14 protein-coding genes are annotated in these 15503 nt (G+C 72.5%); 9 read left to right on the plus strand and 5 right to left on the minus strand.

Going from position 1 to position 15503, the window contains the following annotated elements; all coding sequences use genetic code 11:
• Positions 1-91 precede the first annotated feature (91 nt).
• A complete protein-coding gene (locus ACI2K4_RS22620; protein ID WP_404514070.1) occupies positions 92-1900 on the minus strand; it encodes a tetratricopeptide repeat protein in 1809 nt (602 codons plus the stop codon).
• Between the two features lie 207 nt (positions 1901-2107).
• On the opposite strand from ACI2K4_RS22620, the gene ACI2K4_RS22625 reads away from it, so the two are divergent.
• Positions 2108-3142 carry an SIS domain-containing protein gene (locus ACI2K4_RS22625; RefSeq protein ID WP_404514071.1) on the plus strand — a complete coding sequence of 345 codons (1035 nt, stop codon included), beginning with the start codon at positions 2108-2110 and terminating at the stop codon, positions 3140-3142.
• 76 nt (positions 3143-3218) lie between these two features.
• Positions 3219-4748, plus strand: a complete 1530-nt coding sequence (locus ACI2K4_RS22630; protein WP_404513915.1) for a sensor histidine kinase — start codon at positions 3219-3221, stop codon at positions 4746-4748.
• A 100-nt stretch (positions 4749-4848) separates the two neighbouring features.
• Here ACI2K4_RS22630 and ACI2K4_RS22635 read toward each other — a convergent pair whose 3' ends face one another.
• Positions 4849-6267, minus strand: coding sequence for a glycosyltransferase family 39 protein (locus tag ACI2K4_RS22635; protein ID WP_404514072.1), 1419 nt, complete (start codon positions 6265-6267; stop codon positions 4849-4851).
• 460 nt (positions 6268-6727) lie between these two features.
• Here ACI2K4_RS22635 and ACI2K4_RS22640 point away from each other — a divergent pair, with 460 nt between their 5' ends.
• Genes ACI2K4_RS22640 through ACI2K4_RS22655 form a run of 4 tightly spaced genes read left to right on the plus strand, consistent with a single transcriptional unit; the run spans position 6728 to position 10240 of the window.
• Positions 6728-8458, plus strand: coding sequence for a nitrite/sulfite reductase (locus ACI2K4_RS22640; protein WP_404513917.1), 1731 nt, complete (start codon positions 6728-6730; stop codon positions 8456-8458).
• Positions 8455-8613 carry a hypothetical protein gene (locus ACI2K4_RS22645; RefSeq protein WP_404513919.1) on the plus strand — a complete coding sequence of 53 codons (159 nt, stop codon included), beginning with the start codon at positions 8455-8457 and terminating at the stop codon, positions 8611-8613. Before ACI2K4_RS22640 ends, ACI2K4_RS22645 begins: the two co-directional genes overlap by 4 nt.
• Positions 8610-9392 (plus strand): phosphoadenylyl-sulfate reductase, encoded by a 783-nt coding sequence (locus tag ACI2K4_RS22650; protein WP_404513921.1) that lies wholly within the window; start codon positions 8610-8612, stop codon positions 9390-9392. Before ACI2K4_RS22645 ends, ACI2K4_RS22650 begins: the two co-directional genes overlap by 4 nt.
• On the plus strand, positions 9374-10240 hold the full coding sequence (locus ACI2K4_RS22655) for a sirohydrochlorin chelatase (RefSeq protein ID WP_404513923.1): 867 nt from the start codon (positions 9374-9376) through the stop codon (positions 10238-10240). The genes ACI2K4_RS22650 and ACI2K4_RS22655 overlap by 19 nt, the downstream gene beginning before the upstream one ends.
• A gap of 174 nt (positions 10241-10414) precedes the next feature.
• Here ACI2K4_RS22655 and ACI2K4_RS22660 read toward each other — a convergent pair whose 3' ends face one another.
• Both ACI2K4_RS22660 and ACI2K4_RS22665 read right to left on the minus strand, forming a co-directional pair.
• Positions 10415-10672 (minus strand): WhiB family transcriptional regulator, encoded by a 258-nt coding sequence (locus ACI2K4_RS22660; protein ID WP_121156870.1) that lies wholly within the window; start codon positions 10670-10672, stop codon positions 10415-10417.
• Between the two features lie 431 nt (positions 10673-11103).
• Positions 11104-12078 carry a diacylglycerol/lipid kinase family protein gene (locus ACI2K4_RS22665; protein ID WP_404513925.1) on the minus strand — a complete coding sequence of 325 codons (975 nt, stop codon included), beginning with the start codon at positions 12076-12078 and terminating at the stop codon, positions 11104-11106.
• Positions 12079-12139: 61 nt separating this feature from the next.
• Here ACI2K4_RS22665 and ACI2K4_RS22670 point away from each other — a divergent pair, with 61 nt between their 5' ends.
• Positions 12140-12529: a hypothetical protein gene (locus ACI2K4_RS22670; protein WP_404514073.1), complete on the plus strand. Its 390-nt coding sequence runs from the start codon at positions 12140-12142 to the stop codon at positions 12527-12529.
• A gap of 57 nt (positions 12530-12586) precedes the next feature.
• Here ACI2K4_RS22670 and ACI2K4_RS22675 read toward each other — a convergent pair whose 3' ends face one another.
• Positions 12587-13003, minus strand: a complete 417-nt coding sequence (locus tag ACI2K4_RS22675) for an ATP-binding protein (RefSeq protein WP_404513927.1) — start codon at positions 13001-13003, stop codon at positions 12587-12589.
• Between the two features lie 329 nt (positions 13004-13332).
• Between ACI2K4_RS22675 and ACI2K4_RS22680 the strand changes: the two genes are divergently transcribed.
• Both ACI2K4_RS22680 and ACI2K4_RS22685 read left to right on the plus strand, forming a co-directional pair.
• Positions 13333-14268 carry an aminoglycoside phosphotransferase family protein gene (locus ACI2K4_RS22680; RefSeq protein WP_404513929.1) on the plus strand — a complete coding sequence of 312 codons (936 nt, stop codon included), beginning with the start codon at positions 13333-13335 and terminating at the stop codon, positions 14266-14268.
• 226 nt (positions 14269-14494) lie between these two features.
• A complete protein-coding gene (locus ACI2K4_RS22685) occupies positions 14495-15487 on the plus strand; it encodes a TrmB family transcriptional regulator (RefSeq protein ID WP_404513931.1) in 993 nt (330 codons plus the stop codon).
• Positions 15488-15503: the final 16 nt, after the last annotated feature.

Here is a 15503-nt window from a genome sequence, read left to right on the forward strand (position 1 = left end):
CGGAGCGAACTCGCCGGTCTCCCGCTCGTCGTGAGCGGGGGACCGGCGATTCACTTTCCCGGGTCGACCGCCCGAGGGCGCCCGGGCTGCCTCAGCGGCGCAGGTGGCGCCAGAGCCGGCTCAACCAGCCGCCCGGACGTGGCGTCGGCGCGTCGGCGGCGACGATCGCTCGGGCGGTGGCCAGGGTCTGCGGGGCCATCGCCGGGGTGGCCAGCACGAGCTGCGCCAGCGAGCGGGCGATCGAGACCGGGCGCTGGCGGGCCACGGTGACGCTGTCGGCGAGCCGTTCGGCGGCGATCGCGGCCACGTCGGAGCGGACCGTCGGGTCGACCCAGGACGCGGTCATCAGCGCGCAGAGGGCGGCCTCGGTCACCCAGTCCTCGACGCCCCAGACCAGGTCGACCAGGACCCGGCGCCGGGTCGAGTCGATCCAGGGCTCGTCGGTGCGGTGGTGCAGCAGGCCGAGACAGGCCCAGACCTGCACGCACCGCACCCAGAGCGTGGGGTCGTGCTCGGCCAGGGTCCGGCCCAGTGGCGTCTCCGGCGGCGTCGGCGGGTGCACCAGGAGGCCGAGCAGGTCGTCGACCTCCAGCGTGGCCAGGCCGACGGCGGCGTCGTACGCGGCCGGCGGGTGTGGCCAGGCGGGGTGGGCAAGCTGGCGGATCCGGTCGACCGCGGTCGGCGAGGGAGCCGGCACCGCCGGTACCGCGATGGTGCCCTGGTAGCTCCAGAGCCGTCGGGCCGACGAGCGCCGGGGCTCCCGGATGTCCGGCGCCGCGACCTCGGCCACCTCGACGGCCAGCCCGGGTACGGCCGCCGCGACCGCCCGCATCGCGCTCGGCGGCTCCAGCCCGCTCAGCCGCAGTTGGCCACCGCTGACCGGCCCCTCGTCCGCCAGCACCTGCCGCAGGACGTTGGTGACCGCCTCGCCGGCCGCCGGGATCTGTCCCAGCCACGGCCGCCCCTGGCAGCACTCGGCCAGGTCGCCGTGCTCGTGCGTGTCGTCCGGGTGGTCGCGGCGGAAGTCGGCGAGCGCGACGAGGTGTTCGAGCCGTCCGTCGCGCTGGTAACGCAGCCGGTGGCCGGTGTGCACGGCGCAGTCGAACGACGGGTCCCGGGCCAGGGCCCGGTCGATCCAGCCGAGCGCCTCGTTCAACCGGCCGTGGTCGGCGAGGGTGCCGGCGATGTCCGCGTACACGGAGAGGTCGTCGGGCTCGTGGTCGACGGCCCGGTTCAGCGCGGCGAGCGCCTCGGCGGTGCGGCCGGCGCTGCGGTAGGCGTAACCGAGCCAGACCTCGGCCAGCTTCGACGGCATGATCCGGGCGCCGGCCTCGGCCCAGCTCACCGCCTGCTCGATCTCGCCCACCCGGCGGGCGAGCGCGGACGCGGCGCCGAGCAGCAGTCCCTGTTCCGGGTACGTGGCCACCGCGTGCTTGGCCAGCAGCAGGTACGGCAGCAGCGGTGCCCGTTCGTCACCGTCCACCGGGTCGGCGACGGCGGCGCAGATCTGCATCAGCAGCCGGGCGATCTGTTCCGGGTCGAGCTGACCGGGCAGTTCGGGGGTGCAGACCCAGGGCACGCCGGCCCAGTCGGAGCCGGGCGCGTGTGCGGTGGCGGCGGCGAGCAGTTCCAGCCCCTCGTCGGGCTTGCCAGCGGCCGCCAGCAGGTGGGCGCGGGCCACCACGGCGCCGATGAACGGGTGGTGGTCCAGGGGGAAGAGGTCCAGGGCGCCGTCGGCGCGGGCGGCGAGCCGGGCGAGCACCTCGTGCACCTCGGGCATGGTCGGCGCGTACGCGAGCGCCCCGGCGAGGTGGCCCGCCGCGTGCCTCAGGTCGCCTTCGTCGAGGGCCAGCCGGGCCAGCGCCAGCTCGCCCTCGGCCGACAGCCGTGGGTCGTCCATTCCCTCGGACACCGTGTCGACCTCTCGTCGTGCGTTCGTTCCCCCCTGGGTTGGGGAGCCTAGAGCATGATCGGGATGGGCGGTGATTGTCTGCTCGATCCTGCGCGCTTGATTGCTCGATCGGTCTGGAACGTGCAAGACTGAGCACGAAACGCGCGGCAATCGCGCAGGAGCGGGGAGGTCTTCGTGGCACGTCCGGGAGCCGGTATGGCGGCCGACATCGCCGAGCAGCCGGCGGGTTTCGCCCGTCTGCTCGAGCCGGAACACGCCGACGCGATCGCGCGGATCGCCGCTGTGATCGCCGAACGCCGCCCCCGGCACGTGGTCTTCACCGCGCGCGGCACCTCCGACCACGCCGCGCTCTACGCCGCGTACCTCACCGAGATCCGGCTCGGGCTCCCCGCCGGGCTCGCCTCGCCGAGCGCGGTCACCGTCTTCGGCGCCCGACCCGACCTCTCCGGCGCGCTGGTGATCGGGGTGAGCCAGAGCGGCGGTTCCTCCGACCTGGCCGAGGTGCTCCGGCAGGCCCGCGCCTCCGGCGCGCTCACCCTGGCCGTGACCAACGCCCCCGACTCGCCGCTGACCGGGGTCGCCGAACTCGCGGTGGACGTCGCCGCCGGGCACGAGCGGGCGGTCGCCGCCACCAAGACGTACACCGCCGAGCTGTTCGCCCTGCTCATGCTGATCGAGGGGGTGCGGGCCGGGGACGGCGTGCTGCCCGAGCCGGAACGGGCCGCCCTGACCGCCCTGCCGGAACTGGCGGAACGTACCCTCGCCGACCCGACCGCCGCCCAGCTCGCCAGCCGCTACCGGTTCGCCGCCCGGGTGGTCACCACCGGTCGGGGGTACGCCTACCCGACCGCCCGGGAGGCGGCGCTCAAGCTGATGGAGACCTCGTACCTGCCGGCGCTCGCCTTCTCCGGCGCGGACCTGCTGCACGGACCGCTCGCCATGACCGACCCGGACGTGCCGGTGCTCGCCGTCGTCGGCGCCGGTCCCGGCGGCACGGCGATGCGGGAGGTGCTGGCCCGGGTCGGCGAGCGCGGCGCGGACGTGGTCGCGGTCGGCCCGGCGGACGTGCCCGGCGCCACCGCCCGGCTGGCCGTGCCGCAGGTGGACGAGAGGTACGCGCCACTGCTGGACATCCTGCCGCTGCAACAACTCGCCCTCTCCCTCGCGCTGGCCCGGGGCGAGGACCCGGACGCGCCCCGGGGCCTGCACAAGGTCACCTCGACCCTCTGACCGTGAGCCCGACGCCGATCGCCGGCCGTGACCCCGTGCCGGTGATCGGGACGGGCGGACGTGGCACGCTTGCCTGATGTCCACGCTGCGCGACCTCGCCGAGGAGCACACCCGGCTCCGTCCGCCCGACATCGACCACCTGCACCGGGTCGCCGGAGACTGGCAGTTGCTCTCCGACCTCTCCTTCGCCGACCTGCTGCTCTGGGTCCCGGTCGACGGAGACAACGAGACGTTCCTCTGCGTGGCCCAGGTACGCCCGACGACCGCCCCGACCGCGTACCAGGACGACCAGGTCGGGCGGATCGTCGGCGGGCCGGAGGTGGCCCACCTGACGATCGCGTACACCCAGGGCCGGATCTGGCGCGAGGGTGACCCGGTCTGGTACGGCGACACCCCGGCCCGGCACGAGGCGATCCCGGTCCGGTTGCGCGCCGCCGACGGCGAGTCGGGCGAGGTGATCGCGGTGGTGGGGCGGGACACCAACCTCTCCACCGCGCGTACCCCGAGCCAACTGGAGCTGAACTACCTGACCACCGCCGACGACCTGGCCCAGATGCTCTCCGACGGGACCTTCCCGCCGCCCCGGCACCCGGGCGAGACCACCTCGGCACCCCGGGTCGGTGACGGGCTGGTTCGGCTCGACGCCAGCGGCAAGGTCACCTACGCCAGCCCGAACGCGCAGTCCGCGTACCGTCGGCTCGGGTTCGCCTCGCACCTGGTCGGCGAGGACCTGGCCGCGCTCAACACCCGGCTGGCGACCGACCCGCTGGACGGCACCGAGGCGGGCAACCGGGTGCTGGCGGCGCTGCGCGGCGAGGCGCCGGCCCGCCGGGAGATCGAGGCGCGCGGCGCGACCGTGCTCACCCGGGCACTGCCGCTGATGCCCGCCGGGGTGCCGATCGGCGCGTTGGTCCTGGTCCGTGACATGACCGAGGTACGCCGCCGGGACCGGGCGCTGATCACCAAGGACGCCACCATCCGGGAGATCCACCACCGGGTGAAGAACAACCTCCAGACGGTTGCCGCCCTGCTGCGCCTCCAGGCCCGCCGGGTGGACATCCCGGCCGCGAAGGCGGCGTTGGAGGAGTCGGTACGTCGGGTCGCCTCGATCGCGCTCGTGCACGAGACCCTCTCCATGTCCAGTGACGAGGCGGTGGAGTTCGACGGGATCGTCGACCGGGTGGCCTCCGCCGCGACCGAGGTCTCCGCGACCGAGGTGGCGGTACGGATGCGCCGCGAGGGCACGTTCGGCGTACTGCCGGCGGAGATCGCCACCTCGCTGGTGATGGTGCTCAACGAGTTGCTGCTCAACGCGGTCGAGCACGGCTTCCCGCCACCCGGCGAGGAGGCCGGTGAGCGGGTGGCCGAGGAGAGTTCGGCCGAGGTGGTGGTCTCGGCGCACCGGTTCCGCAAGCAGTTGCACGTCACCGTCGCCGACAACGGCCAGGGCCTGCCAGCGGAGTTCGACGCGGCCGGCAGCGGCAAGCTCGGGTTGCAGATCGTCCGCGCCCTCGCCACCGGTGAACTCGCCGGCACCATCGAGCTGCGCAACCGCGCCGAAGGCGGCACCGAAGCCGTCCTGGTAGTCCCCCTAGGCAAACGTTGAACCGGAATTCGTGGGCGCGCTCCACACCCCCACCCCCACCTTGGCGATCTAGGGCAAATCCACGGTGATCGGAGATCATTTAGCGTGGATGTGCCCTGGATCAACGGGTGAGGAGGGTGAGGGTGAGGCCGGGGAGGGGCCAGGTTTGTTCGATCCGGAACGGGCGTAGGGCGGCGGCTTTGGCGGGGGTGGTGCCGGAGAGGGGAGCGGCGCGGTGGTTGCCACGGGTCAGTAGCCAGAGGCGGTTCACGCCGGAGAGGCACTCGGCCGGGCGTGGGCACTCGGTGGCCGCCAGCGAGGCGTCGGCCACCGGCCCCCGGACCAGCAGCACGTCCCGTGGTTGCCGGTCGCTCAGGTAGTAGGCGACGGCGACGTCGAGGAACCCGCGCATGTCCCGGGGCGAGTAGACGATGCCGTCGCCCGGGCGTTGGTGGGCGTCGATGATCCGGGTGGCGGCCGGATAGTCGATCGGCGCCGATCGGGGCGTCTCGTGGGTACGGCGGAGACTCGCCTGTGCCGGTGCGCCGAGCAGTCCGGCCACCGCCACGATCGGCAGTGCCCAACGCAGCCGGAGCGCCGCGAGCGGGCCGGCGGCGAGCAGGCAGCCGAACGGCACCGTGAAGAGCAGGTAGCGCGGCACCCAGAGCGGGGTGAAGAGGCCGCCGACGTACAGCAGGGCGGTCGGGAGCAGCACGCAGGCGCCGAGGGCCGGGCCTCGGCGTCCCAGGGTCACCAGCCCGACGGCGGCCAGCCCGACCAGCAGTCCGCCGACCGCCCCGTTCTGGAGCAGGTCGCCGGGGAGGTCGGGCAGGTCGGCCAGGGTGGGCGGACGTACCCAGCCGAGTTGCCGTGCCTGCTGGTCCCGGCCGAGCCGGGCCAGCGGGGCCAGCACCAGCACCGCCGGTACCAGGGCCGGCAGCCAGCGCGCGTACCGGCGGTCGCGGTGCCGCCACCAGGCCAGTCCGACCACGACCGCGTGCCCGAGGACCAGGCTCGTCGCGAGCAGGTGGGACAGGCCCAGGCCGACCAGTGCGGCGGCGTAGCCGGCCCAGCGCCACCAGCCCGGCCGGGCCAGGGCGTCGACCAGCGCCACGGTGGCCAGCACCGCGAAGAGGGTGGCCAGCGCGTACGGCCGGGCCTCCTGGCCGTACCGGGAGGTGCTCGGCAGCACCGCGAAGAGCAGCCCGGCGACCAGGCCCAGCCGTCCCCCGTACAGCCGCCCCCCGAGTACGGCGACCAGCGCCGCCGCGCCGGCCAGGCTCAGTGCGGCGGGCAGCCGCAGTGCCGGTACGGAGTCGCCGAACAGTTCGATCCAGCCGTGCATGAGCAGGTAGTAGGCGACCGACACGCCGTCGATGTGGGCGGCCAGCCGGAGCAGGTCACCGGTCGGGCGGGAGGCGGCACTCCAGGTGGCGAGTTCGTCGCGCCACAGTGGCGCCCGGTCGATCTGGACCAGGGTGATCGCGAGGGTCAGCAGGGCGGGCCAGAGCCACCGGGTCCGGTCCAGCCAGTGCGGCAGGTCGGACTCGCGGGCGCCGGTCGGCGCCGGGTGCGGCACCGTCCCGTATTGACCATCCACTATTCCCGCCTCGTGGGCTCACGTGGATAAAGATGCCATTTGCGTAATTGGCCCGAATATTGGGCATATTAACGTGAAGCAGGCCACATCGGGGTCCGGGATCCGGGATGAGGGCTCCGAGCCGGTGGTCCGGGCCGGCGTGGTATGGCAGCATGACGGTTATGACCGCCGTCGAAGGCCGCGTCGTGACGCTGGGGCTGACCTGCCGCCGTCACGTCGACTACGGCCGCGTACGCAGCGCGATCTGTCCGGCTTACTGACGCCACCTGGACCATCTCTGTCTCGGGTGCGCTCCGCGCCGGCCCTGCTGACACCGTTGTCTCTGCCCCGCTGACCGGGGTGCCGTCGCTGACGCGTACGTCCGAGCAACTCGCCTCAGCAGACAACGGAGGACGCCGCGATGGCGGTCAGCAGCACCTCGGCCCTACCCGAAATCGCCGCCCCGGTGGCCGTCGCCGCGACCCGGCCGGCGCGCGCACCCCGCCGTCCCCGCGGTGAGGGGCAGTGGGCGCTCGGCCACCGCGAGCCGCTCAACCCGAACGAGCGGTCGAAGAAGGACGACAACCCGCTCAACGTACGGGCCCGGATCGAGAACATCTACGCGCACCGGGGCTTCGCCTCGATCGACCCCGCCGACCTGCGGGGCCGGTTCCGCTGGTGGGGGCTCTACACCCAGCGCAAGGCCGGGATCGACGGCGGCCGGACCGCCGTGCTCGAACCGCACGAGCTCGAGGACGAGCACTTCATGCTCCGGGTGCGGATCGACGGCGGGCAGCTCAGCCTGGAGCAACTGCGGACCATCGCCGAGATCTCGACCACCTACGCGCGGGACAGCGCCGACATCACCGACCGGCAGAACATCCAACTGCACTGGATCCGGGTCGAGGACGTACCGGAGATCTGGCGCCGGCTCGAAGCGGTCGGGTTGCAGACCACCGAGGCGTGCGGCGACTGCCCCCGGATCGTGCTCGGCAGCCCGGTCGCCGGGGTCGCCGAGGCCGAGCGGATCGACCCGACCCCGGCGATCGACGAGATCGTCGCCCGCTACGTCGGTGACCCGGCCTACTCCAACCTGCCGCGCAAGTTCAAGTCGTCGATCTCCTGGTTGGTGGACACCCCGTACGAGGTCAACGACATCGCGTTCCTCGGCGTCGACCACCCCGAGCACGGACCCGGCTTCGACCTCTGGGTCGGTGGCGGGCTGAGCACCAACCCGATGCTGGCCCAGCGGCTCGGCGTCTGGGTGCCGCTCGGCGAGGTGCCGGACGTCTGGGAGGGCGTGGTCTCGATCTTCCGGGACTACGGCTACCGCCGGCTGCGCCACCGCGCCCGGCTGAAGTTCCTGGTCGCCGACTGGGGCGTGGAGAAGTTCCGCGAGGTGCTGGAAAAGGAATACCTCGGCCGTACGCTGCTCGACGGCCCGGCGCCGGAGCTGCCGGAGAAGCCGATCGACCACATCGGCGTACAGCCGCAGCGCGACGGGCGGTTCTACGTCGGTGCCGCCCCGGTGGTCGGGCGGGTCTCCGGCACCCAGCTCACCGCCCTGGCCGACGTCGCCGCCGCGCACGGCAGCGACCGGGTACGGCTCACCCCGTACCAGAAGTTGCTCGTCCTCGACGTCCCGGGGGAGCGGACCGAATCGCTGGTCACCGCCCTGCGTGGGATCGGTTTGGAGGCCCGCCCCTCGGTCTGGCGGCGCAGCACGATGGCCTGCACCGGGATCGAGTTCTGCAAGCTCGCCATCGTCGAGACCAAGGCCCGGGGCGAGGAACTGGTGGCTCGGCTGGAGGAGCGGCTGCGCGACTTCGACGCCGACCTGTCCATCCACATCAACGGATGTCCCAACGCCTGCGCCCGGACCCAGACCGCCGACATCGGGCTGAAGGGGCAGATCGTGGTCGGGCCGGACGGCCGCCAGGTCGAGGGCTTCCAGGTGCACCTCGGCGGCGGCCTCGGCATGGCCCAGGGGCAGACCGCCGGGTTCGGCCGCAAGCTGCGCGGCCTGAAGACCACGGCCGAGGAACTTCCCGCGTACGTCGAACGAGTGGCCCGCCGTTACCTGGCCGGGCGCCAGGAGGGCGAGGCGTTCGCCCAGTGGGTGCTCCGGGCCGACGAGGAGGAGCTGAGATGAGCGAGACCCGCGCGGCACCGCTGTACTGCCCCTACTGCGGCGAGGAGGACCTGCGGCCCAACGAGGAGTCGCACGGCGCCTGGGAGTGCCACTCCTGTGCCCGGGTCTTCACGGTCAGGTTCAGCGGACTACTGGGACAGGCGGTGGCGCGATGACCATGCTCTCGGCAACCAAACTCGGCCTGGTCGCCCTCGGTGCCGTACCGGCGCCGGCCGAACCGGCGGGTCAGGGCGATCCGGCTCGTCGGCCGGCGGCCGAGCTGAAGGCGCTGGCCGAGGAGGCCGGACGGGAACTGGAGGGCGCGCCGGCGGACGCGATCGCCCGCTGGGCGGTGCAGACCTTCGGCGACCGGTTCTGCGTCACCAGCTCGATGGCGGACGCGGTCCTCGCCCACCTGGTCTCCCGGGTGGCGCCCGGCGTCGACGTGGTGTTCCTCGACACCGGGCTGCACTTCCCGGAGACGCTGCGGGTCCGGGACACGGTCGCCCGTACGCTCCCGGTCACCGTACGGTCGATCCGGCCGAGGATGACCGTCGGCCAGCAGGACGGCGAGTACGGCCCCCGGCTGTTCAACCGGGCGCCGGACGAGTGCTGCGCGCTGCGCAAGGTCGAGCCGCTGGAACGGGCCCTCGGCGACTACGACGCCTGGGCCGCCGGGCTGCGCCGGGACGAGTCACCGACCCGGGCGAACACGCCGGTGGTGACCTTCGACGCGCGGCGCGGCAAGGTCAAGGTGAACCCGATCGCGGCGTGGAGCCAGGCGGACGTGGACGCGTACGTCTCCCGCTGGAACGTGCCGGTCAACGAGCTGTTCCGGTCCGGCTACACCTCGGTCGGCTGCTGGCCCTGCACCCGGCGGACCAAGGCCGGCGAGGACCCGCGGGCCGGCCGCTGGGCGATGTTCGACAAGACCGAGTGCGGCCTGCACGTATGAACGCCGGACCGGGTCCGGTGGTGCTGGTCGCCCACGGCAGCCGGGACCCGCGCGCGGCGGCGGAGACCAGGGCGCTGGTCCGGGCGGTCGAGCTGGCCCGCCCGGGTCTGCCGGTGCGGGCGAGCTACCTCGACCACGCCGGACCCCGGCCGGGCCAGGTTCTGCACGATCTGGCGGCGGCCGGGCACCCGTACGCCACGGTGGTGCCGCTGTTGCTCACCGCCGCGTACCACGGCCGGGTCGACATCCCCGGCGCCATCGCCACCGCCCGCGCCGAGGGCCTTCAGATGCCCGTACGCGTCACCGACGTGCTCGGCCCGGCAACGGTGTCGGACCCACCGGACGAACTGCTGCTGACCGCGCTCTGCCGCCGCCTGACCGAATCGGGCGCGTTCGCCGGGTCGGACGTGTTCGCCGGGTCGGACGGGTTGGCCGGGCCCTGCGCGTTCGCCGGGTCCGGGGCGGTTGGCGGGTTCGATCGGCACGCTGCGGTGCGGGTGGACGCGGTGGTGCTGGCGGCGGCCGGGACCCGGGACGCGGACGCGCGCCGTGGCGTCGAGGGGGTCGCCGGGGCGTTGCGGGAGTTGCTCGGAGTGCCCTGCGTGGCGGCGTACGCCTCGGCCGCGCCGCCCACCGCCGGTGCGGTGGTGGAACGGCTCCGGGCGGCCGGTGCCCGGCGGATCGCCGTCGCGGCCTACTTCCTCGCCCCGGGGCGGCTCTACGGGGCCTCGGTCGCCTCGGCCCGCGCCGCCGGAGCGGCGACCGTCGCGGAGCCGTTGACCGACGCACCCGAACTGGCGCGTCTTGTGTTGCGTCGCGCGGACGCTCCGATCCCGGCTCGGGTATAGATCGAATTGGCGCTGTCGCACTCCGGAGTTGCCGTGGATCATAGAGTCAGCGCGAAATTCGGACCCCGATATCGCGGCTACTCCATGGTCAACAAAACGGGCTCGGACTTGATCGGAGATAACAGAACGCGCCGGGGGAGTAACTCCCCCGGCGCGTTCAGCGTTTGTGGTTGGTCAGGCGGTGTGAGCGCGCAGGACCCGCAGTCCGCCGCGACGCTTGACAGCGCGCCGCTCTTCTTCGCTCATTCCGCCCCAGACGCCCGCGTCCTGACCGGATTCGAGTGCCCACTGCAGGCAATCGTCGGTCACGGAGCAGCGCCGGCAGACGGCCTTGGCCTGCTCGACCTGCAGGAGAGCCGGGCCAGACGTCCCGATCGGGAAGAACAGCTCCGGGTCTTCGTCGCGGCAGGCAGCATGGTGACGCCAGTCCATGGCGGCAACACTCCTCAATCTGGATGGGTGGCAGTGGATTGCGTGGATCTTTTCCTATATGCATCCGTGGCGCCGACTTCGACGGTGTACACCCATCGGTTCGACAAGCACGTGCGCAGGCTGTTGTGCGCTTGGAGCGTTGTGTGAACAACTCACTTAGTGAGCGGTTCGATGCAACGTCCCGGTAACTCAAGTTCGCTTGTGAATACTTTCACGAACTCCCACGATGTCAAGGGGACCGCTCAGAAAAACTCTGGACGGGTGAGCAAGCCCACAACCCTTTTGTCCGAATTCCGGCGCTTGCCGAGACCCGGCGTACCACAGCCAAGGATCAATATAGTACGGTCCACGCGACATTGCTGGCATTTCCGGCACCTGTTCCTCGTCCGGCTGGTTCTTCAGGGGGCCATGGAGGAGGCTGTACCCCAGCGCTAGCAGATTACTCTTAGTGCGGCGCTTACGGAGGCGAATCGGATTTTTTCTCGCTCGCCGAGATAGTCTCCGTCGAGCTGAAACGCCTGCGGACGGCCCGCTACCAGCGTAAACTCCTCAAGATCGTGCATCCGAAGAATTTGGCGGCCGTGCGGCTGTGTGTTGCGCGACAGCAGCTGCGTCACTGTACGTGTGGTGCTCGGCACGCGCAGCCGGCGAATGGCCATCACGTCCAGCCCGAGATCGAAGGACGCCTCGGGATTCGGGTTGACCTCCCGGTCGCCGATGTAGGTCCACGGGGCGGTGTTCTGGATGGCGACCGTCGCCAGTTCGCTCGCCACGATCCCGTCCGGCAGCTCGAGTGCGATGTCCGGGTGCCGGCGCTCCGAGCCGAAGACGTACTGGGTGAGCATCGCGCGTAGGTAGAGCGAGGGGGTGGAGACCCGCCCCCGCCGTCGGGCCTGCTCCACCCGGTGGATGACGGCGGCATCCAGCCCGAAGCCGGCGCAGAAGGTGAAATAGCGGTCGTCCGCCCGACCGAGTCCGACCGAACGGAACCGCCCCAGCCGCACCCCGTCGAGGATCACGCTGGTCGCCTCCGGCCACTCCCGGGGCAGTCCGAGCGCGCGGGCGAAGACGTTGGTCGAGCCACCCGGCACCACGGCCAGCGCCGGCAGTCGCTCGGCCGACGGCCCGGTCGGTTCGACGGTCGACGGCCGGTTCGGGTCGAAGGTCGACGGCTGCGCCGTCATCAGACCGTTGACAACCTCGTTGACCGTGCCGTCGCCACCGAGCGTGACCACCAGGTCCATGCCCTCCCGGACGGCCTGCCTGGCGAGGGTCACCGCGTGGTCGCGCCGCCGGGTGTACTCCACGGTGAGGTCGACCTCGCTGCGCAGCGCCCGGACGAGCACGTCCCGGCTGCGCTGGCTGGTGGCGGTGGCCTTCGGGTTGACCACCAAAAGGGCCCGCATGGGCGGCACTGTACCGCGAGAAAGCGCGGGTATCGTTTCGCGCGTGACCACCGACTCACCCGTGACCAGCGATTCTGCCCTGGTGCCCGGAACCCTGCGCGGGGCCGTGTGGCTGCTGCGTGGCGAGGCGATCGCGCTGGCGCTGCTGGCCGCCTACCTGATCTACGCCGATCTGACCGCCACCGCGAGTGACCTCGTGAACGCGTTGTTCGTGACCGCCTTCACGGTCGGTGGGGCGGTCGCGCTCTGGTTGCTCGGCGGCGCCCTGGGGCGGCGCAGGGCCGGTGCCCGAGCGCCCGCGATCGTGCTCCAGCTCATGCTGCTGCCGGTCGGCTACTACATGATCCAGGGTGGCCTGGCCTGGCTCGGGATTCCCCTGATGGCGCTCGGCGTGTTGGTCATCGGACTGATGGTCTGCGCTCCCACCACCCGCGCTCTCGGCGTCGGCTGAGCTGCTGCCCCGCTCCGGTCCGGCCCGCTCGGGTCCGCCCCGCTCCGGTCCAGCGGCTCAGAACTCGGCGGCGCGGCGGGTGAGCAGGGTGATCGTGGCCCGCTGACCGTCGGCGGTGGCGTTGGCCGAGGTGGTGAGTGCGGTGAGCACCTTCCAGGCGAACGACGACTCCGCCGGCAGCCGCGCGCCCGAGGTCGTCGGCACGGTCACCTCGACGGTGAGTGCGTCGTCGGTGACCGAGAACCGGCACTCGAGCTCGGCGTCCCGACTGGCGATCGCGAGCAGCATGGCGCACGCCTCGTCGACCGCGATCCGAAGATCCTCGATCTCGTCCAGCGCGAAGTGGAGCCGGGCGGCGAGACCGGCGGTCGCGGTACGCAGCACGCCCAGATACCCACCGTCGGCGGGCACCGTGAGCATCACGATGTCGTCGTCGACCGTCGGCCGGGTGGTAGGTCCAGTCACCGGTGCCATCTCCCTCGGCTTCCTGCGCTCCGACGGCGCCGGTCCCCCCAACGGGACCCACCCCGGCGCCGGTGAGCACTCTCACCGTACCGGGCGGGGTGACGCCTCGCCCCAACCCCCGCCCGGCTCGCACCGGCCCGCCTCGCCCGGCCACCCACCCCCGCTCCGACCCCGCCCACGCCCTGCCCCCGTCCGGCTCCCACCCTGTCCGTACCCCGTCGCTGGACGGGCCGGGTGCCAGACGGGCCGGGCGCCAGACGGGCCGGGCGGCGGAGGGGCGGGGGTGGGGGTGGGCAAATCGGGTTGCGACGGGGTGGAGGTGTGACCAGGGTGGGTGAGTGGATCTGGGTGGGCGGGGTGACGTTCCGGAGCGGGCGGCGAGGGTGTTTCCGACGATCGACGTGGAGTTGGTGCGGCGGCTGGTCCGGACGCAGTTTCCGCGCTGGGCCGACCTCCCGGTCCGGCCGGTGGAGTTCGGCGGGTGGGACAACCGGACCTTCCACCTCGGCGACCGGATGACCGTACGGCTGCCGAGCGGCGAGGGGTACGCGCCACAGGTCGCCAAGGAACACCGCTGGCTGCCGGAGCTGGCGCCGTACCTGCCACTGCCCGTCCCGGCACCGCTGGCGATGGGCGTGCCGGGTGAGGGGTACCCGCTGAACTGGTCCGTCTACGGGTGGATCGAGGGCGAGCAGGCCGAGCGGCACCGAATCCGTGACCTCACCGGGTTCGCGACCACACTCGCCGGCTTCCTCTCCGCCCTGCAACGGATCGACGCCACCGACGGCCCGGCCGCCGGGCAGCACAGCGCCTTCCGGGGCGGGCCGCTGGAGACGTACGACGCCGAGACCCGGCGGGCGATCGAGGTGCTGGGGGATCGGATCCCGGGCGAGACAGCGCTGGAGGTGTGGGAGACGGCGCTCCGTACGGGTTGGCGACGTACGCCGGTCTGGTTCCACGGTGACGTCGCCTCCGGGAATCTGCTGGTCCGCGACGGCCGGCTGGTGGCCGTGATCGACTTTGGCTGTTCCGGCGTCGGCGACCCGGCCTGCGACCTGTCGGTCGCCTGGACGCTGCTCTCCGGGACCAGCCGGCAGGCGTTCCGGAAGGCCCTCGACGTCGACGACGAGACCTGGGCCAGGGGACGTGCCTGGACACTGTGGAAGGCCCTGATCGTGTTCGCCGGTCTCACCGGGGCTCCACCCGGGCGGCAGGCGATCGAGAAGCGGGTGCTGGACGACATCCTGGCCGAGTACCAGCGAACAGCCGGCTGACGCGGCTACCCCTCGAAATTTTCCTCCCGCATCCTCCCGATCGCGGAACGCGCGACCCGACTCGACCGTCCAAGCGGATCATGGTCGCCCGGCCCGCTGACCGAGCGGGCCACGGCCATGAGGAAACCGCCGTCCGGACCCCGCCGACGCCGCAGGGCAGCGGGTGCCGCGACGGGCGGAAGATCCGTTCGTAGGGTTCGCCAGGACCCGGGGAGGGGAGGCGGGCATGCACCACGAAACCCGGCTGCTGGAGCCGGCGGAGGAGCGTGCGTACCGGCTGCTGCTACGGCTCGCCGCCGCCCGCCCGGCCGACCTCGCGGGTCTTGCCGCGCTGCCGGTGACCGAGGCCACCGAGCTGCTGGAGACGTTGCGCGGCAAGGGACTGGTGGTGGCCCGGCCCGGCGAGGATCCCGTCTTCGAGCCGCTGCCGCCGGACGTCGCGCTGGGCAACACGCTGCTACGTCGGCAGGAGTCGCTGGAGGCCGCGCGGCAGTCGGTGGCGGCGCTGACCGAGGAGTACCGGGCCAGTGCCCGGCGGCACCACGCCGACCATCTGGTCGAGGTGGTGGTGGGCGCGGCGGCGCTACGGGAACGGTTGCGGGACCTACAGAACTCGGCCCGTGAGGAGATCCTCTGGTTCTGTCGGGCCAATCCGCTGGCCATGTCCGGGCCGGAGAACGCGGAGGAGTCGGGCGCGCTGACCCGGGGCGTGCGGTACCGGGCGATCTACGAGCGGGGGCTGCTGGAGATGCCCGGCGAGCTGGACAGCGTCGCGGAGAGCGTACGCGGCGGCGAGGAGGCCCGTACGTTGCCGGCGCTGCCGGTCCGGCTCGCCATCGCCGACCGGTCCACCGCGATCTGCCCGCTGGTCCCCGACGACCACCAGGGCATCGGGGAGCCGACGGCGGCGCTGATCCGACGCAGTGAACTGCTCGACGCGCTGCTCGCGCTCTTCGAGAGCCACTGGGAGCGGGCCACCCCGATCCTCACCGTCGCCCCGAGCCTCAGCCTCGCCCCGAGCACCGACGACGCGCTGGCCGAGAGCGAGAGGTTCCTGCTCTCGCTCTTCGTGGCCGGCTTCCCGGACAAGTCGATCGCGTCCCAGCTCGGCGTCAGCCGGCGTACGGTGCAGCGTCGGCTGGAGCGGCTGATGGTCCTCGCCGGGGTGGACACCCGTACCGGGCTGGCTTTCCAGGCCGCGCGTCGCGGGTGGCTCTGAGCGTTACGGGTGGGCC

The organism is Micromonospora sp. NPDC050397 (assembly GCF_044901685.1).
Lineage (GTDB): Bacteria > Actinomycetota > Actinomycetes > Mycobacteriales > Micromonosporaceae > Micromonospora_G.

Coding starts and splice junctions, on each gene's coding strand:
- ACI2K4_RS22620 (WP_404514070.1), bottom strand. CDS start 1,900: ATGGACGACCCACGGCTGTCGGCCGAGGGCGAGCTGGCGCTGGCCCGG.
- ACI2K4_RS22625 (WP_404514071.1), top strand. CDS start 2,108: ATGGCGGCCGACATCGCCGAGCAGCCGGCGGGTTTCGCCCGTCTGCTC.
- ACI2K4_RS22630 (WP_404513915.1), top strand. CDS start 3,219: ATGTCCACGCTGCGCGACCTCGCCGAGGAGCACACCCGGCTCCGTCCG.
- ACI2K4_RS22640 (WP_404513917.1), top strand. CDS start 6,728: ATGGCGGTCAGCAGCACCTCGGCCCTACCCGAAATCGCCGCCCCGGTG.
- ACI2K4_RS22645 (WP_404513919.1), top strand. CDS start 8,455: ATGAGCGAGACCCGCGCGGCACCGCTGTACTGCCCCTACTGCGGCGAG.
- ACI2K4_RS22650 (WP_404513921.1), top strand. CDS start 8,610: ATGACCATGCTCTCGGCAACCAAACTCGGCCTGGTCGCCCTCGGTGCC.
- ACI2K4_RS22660 (WP_121156870.1), bottom strand. CDS start 10,672: ATGGACTGGCGTCACCATGCTGCCTGCCGCGACGAAGACCCGGAGCTG.
- ACI2K4_RS22665 (WP_404513925.1), bottom strand. CDS start 12,078: ATGCGGGCCCTTTTGGTGGTCAACCCGAAGGCCACCGCCACCAGCCAG.
- ACI2K4_RS22675 (WP_404513927.1), bottom strand. CDS start 13,003: ATGGCACCGGTGACTGGACCTACCACCCGGCCGACGGTCGACGACGAC.
- ACI2K4_RS22685 (WP_404513931.1), top strand. CDS start 14,495: ATGCACCACGAAACCCGGCTGCTGGAGCCGGCGGAGGAGCGTGCGTAC.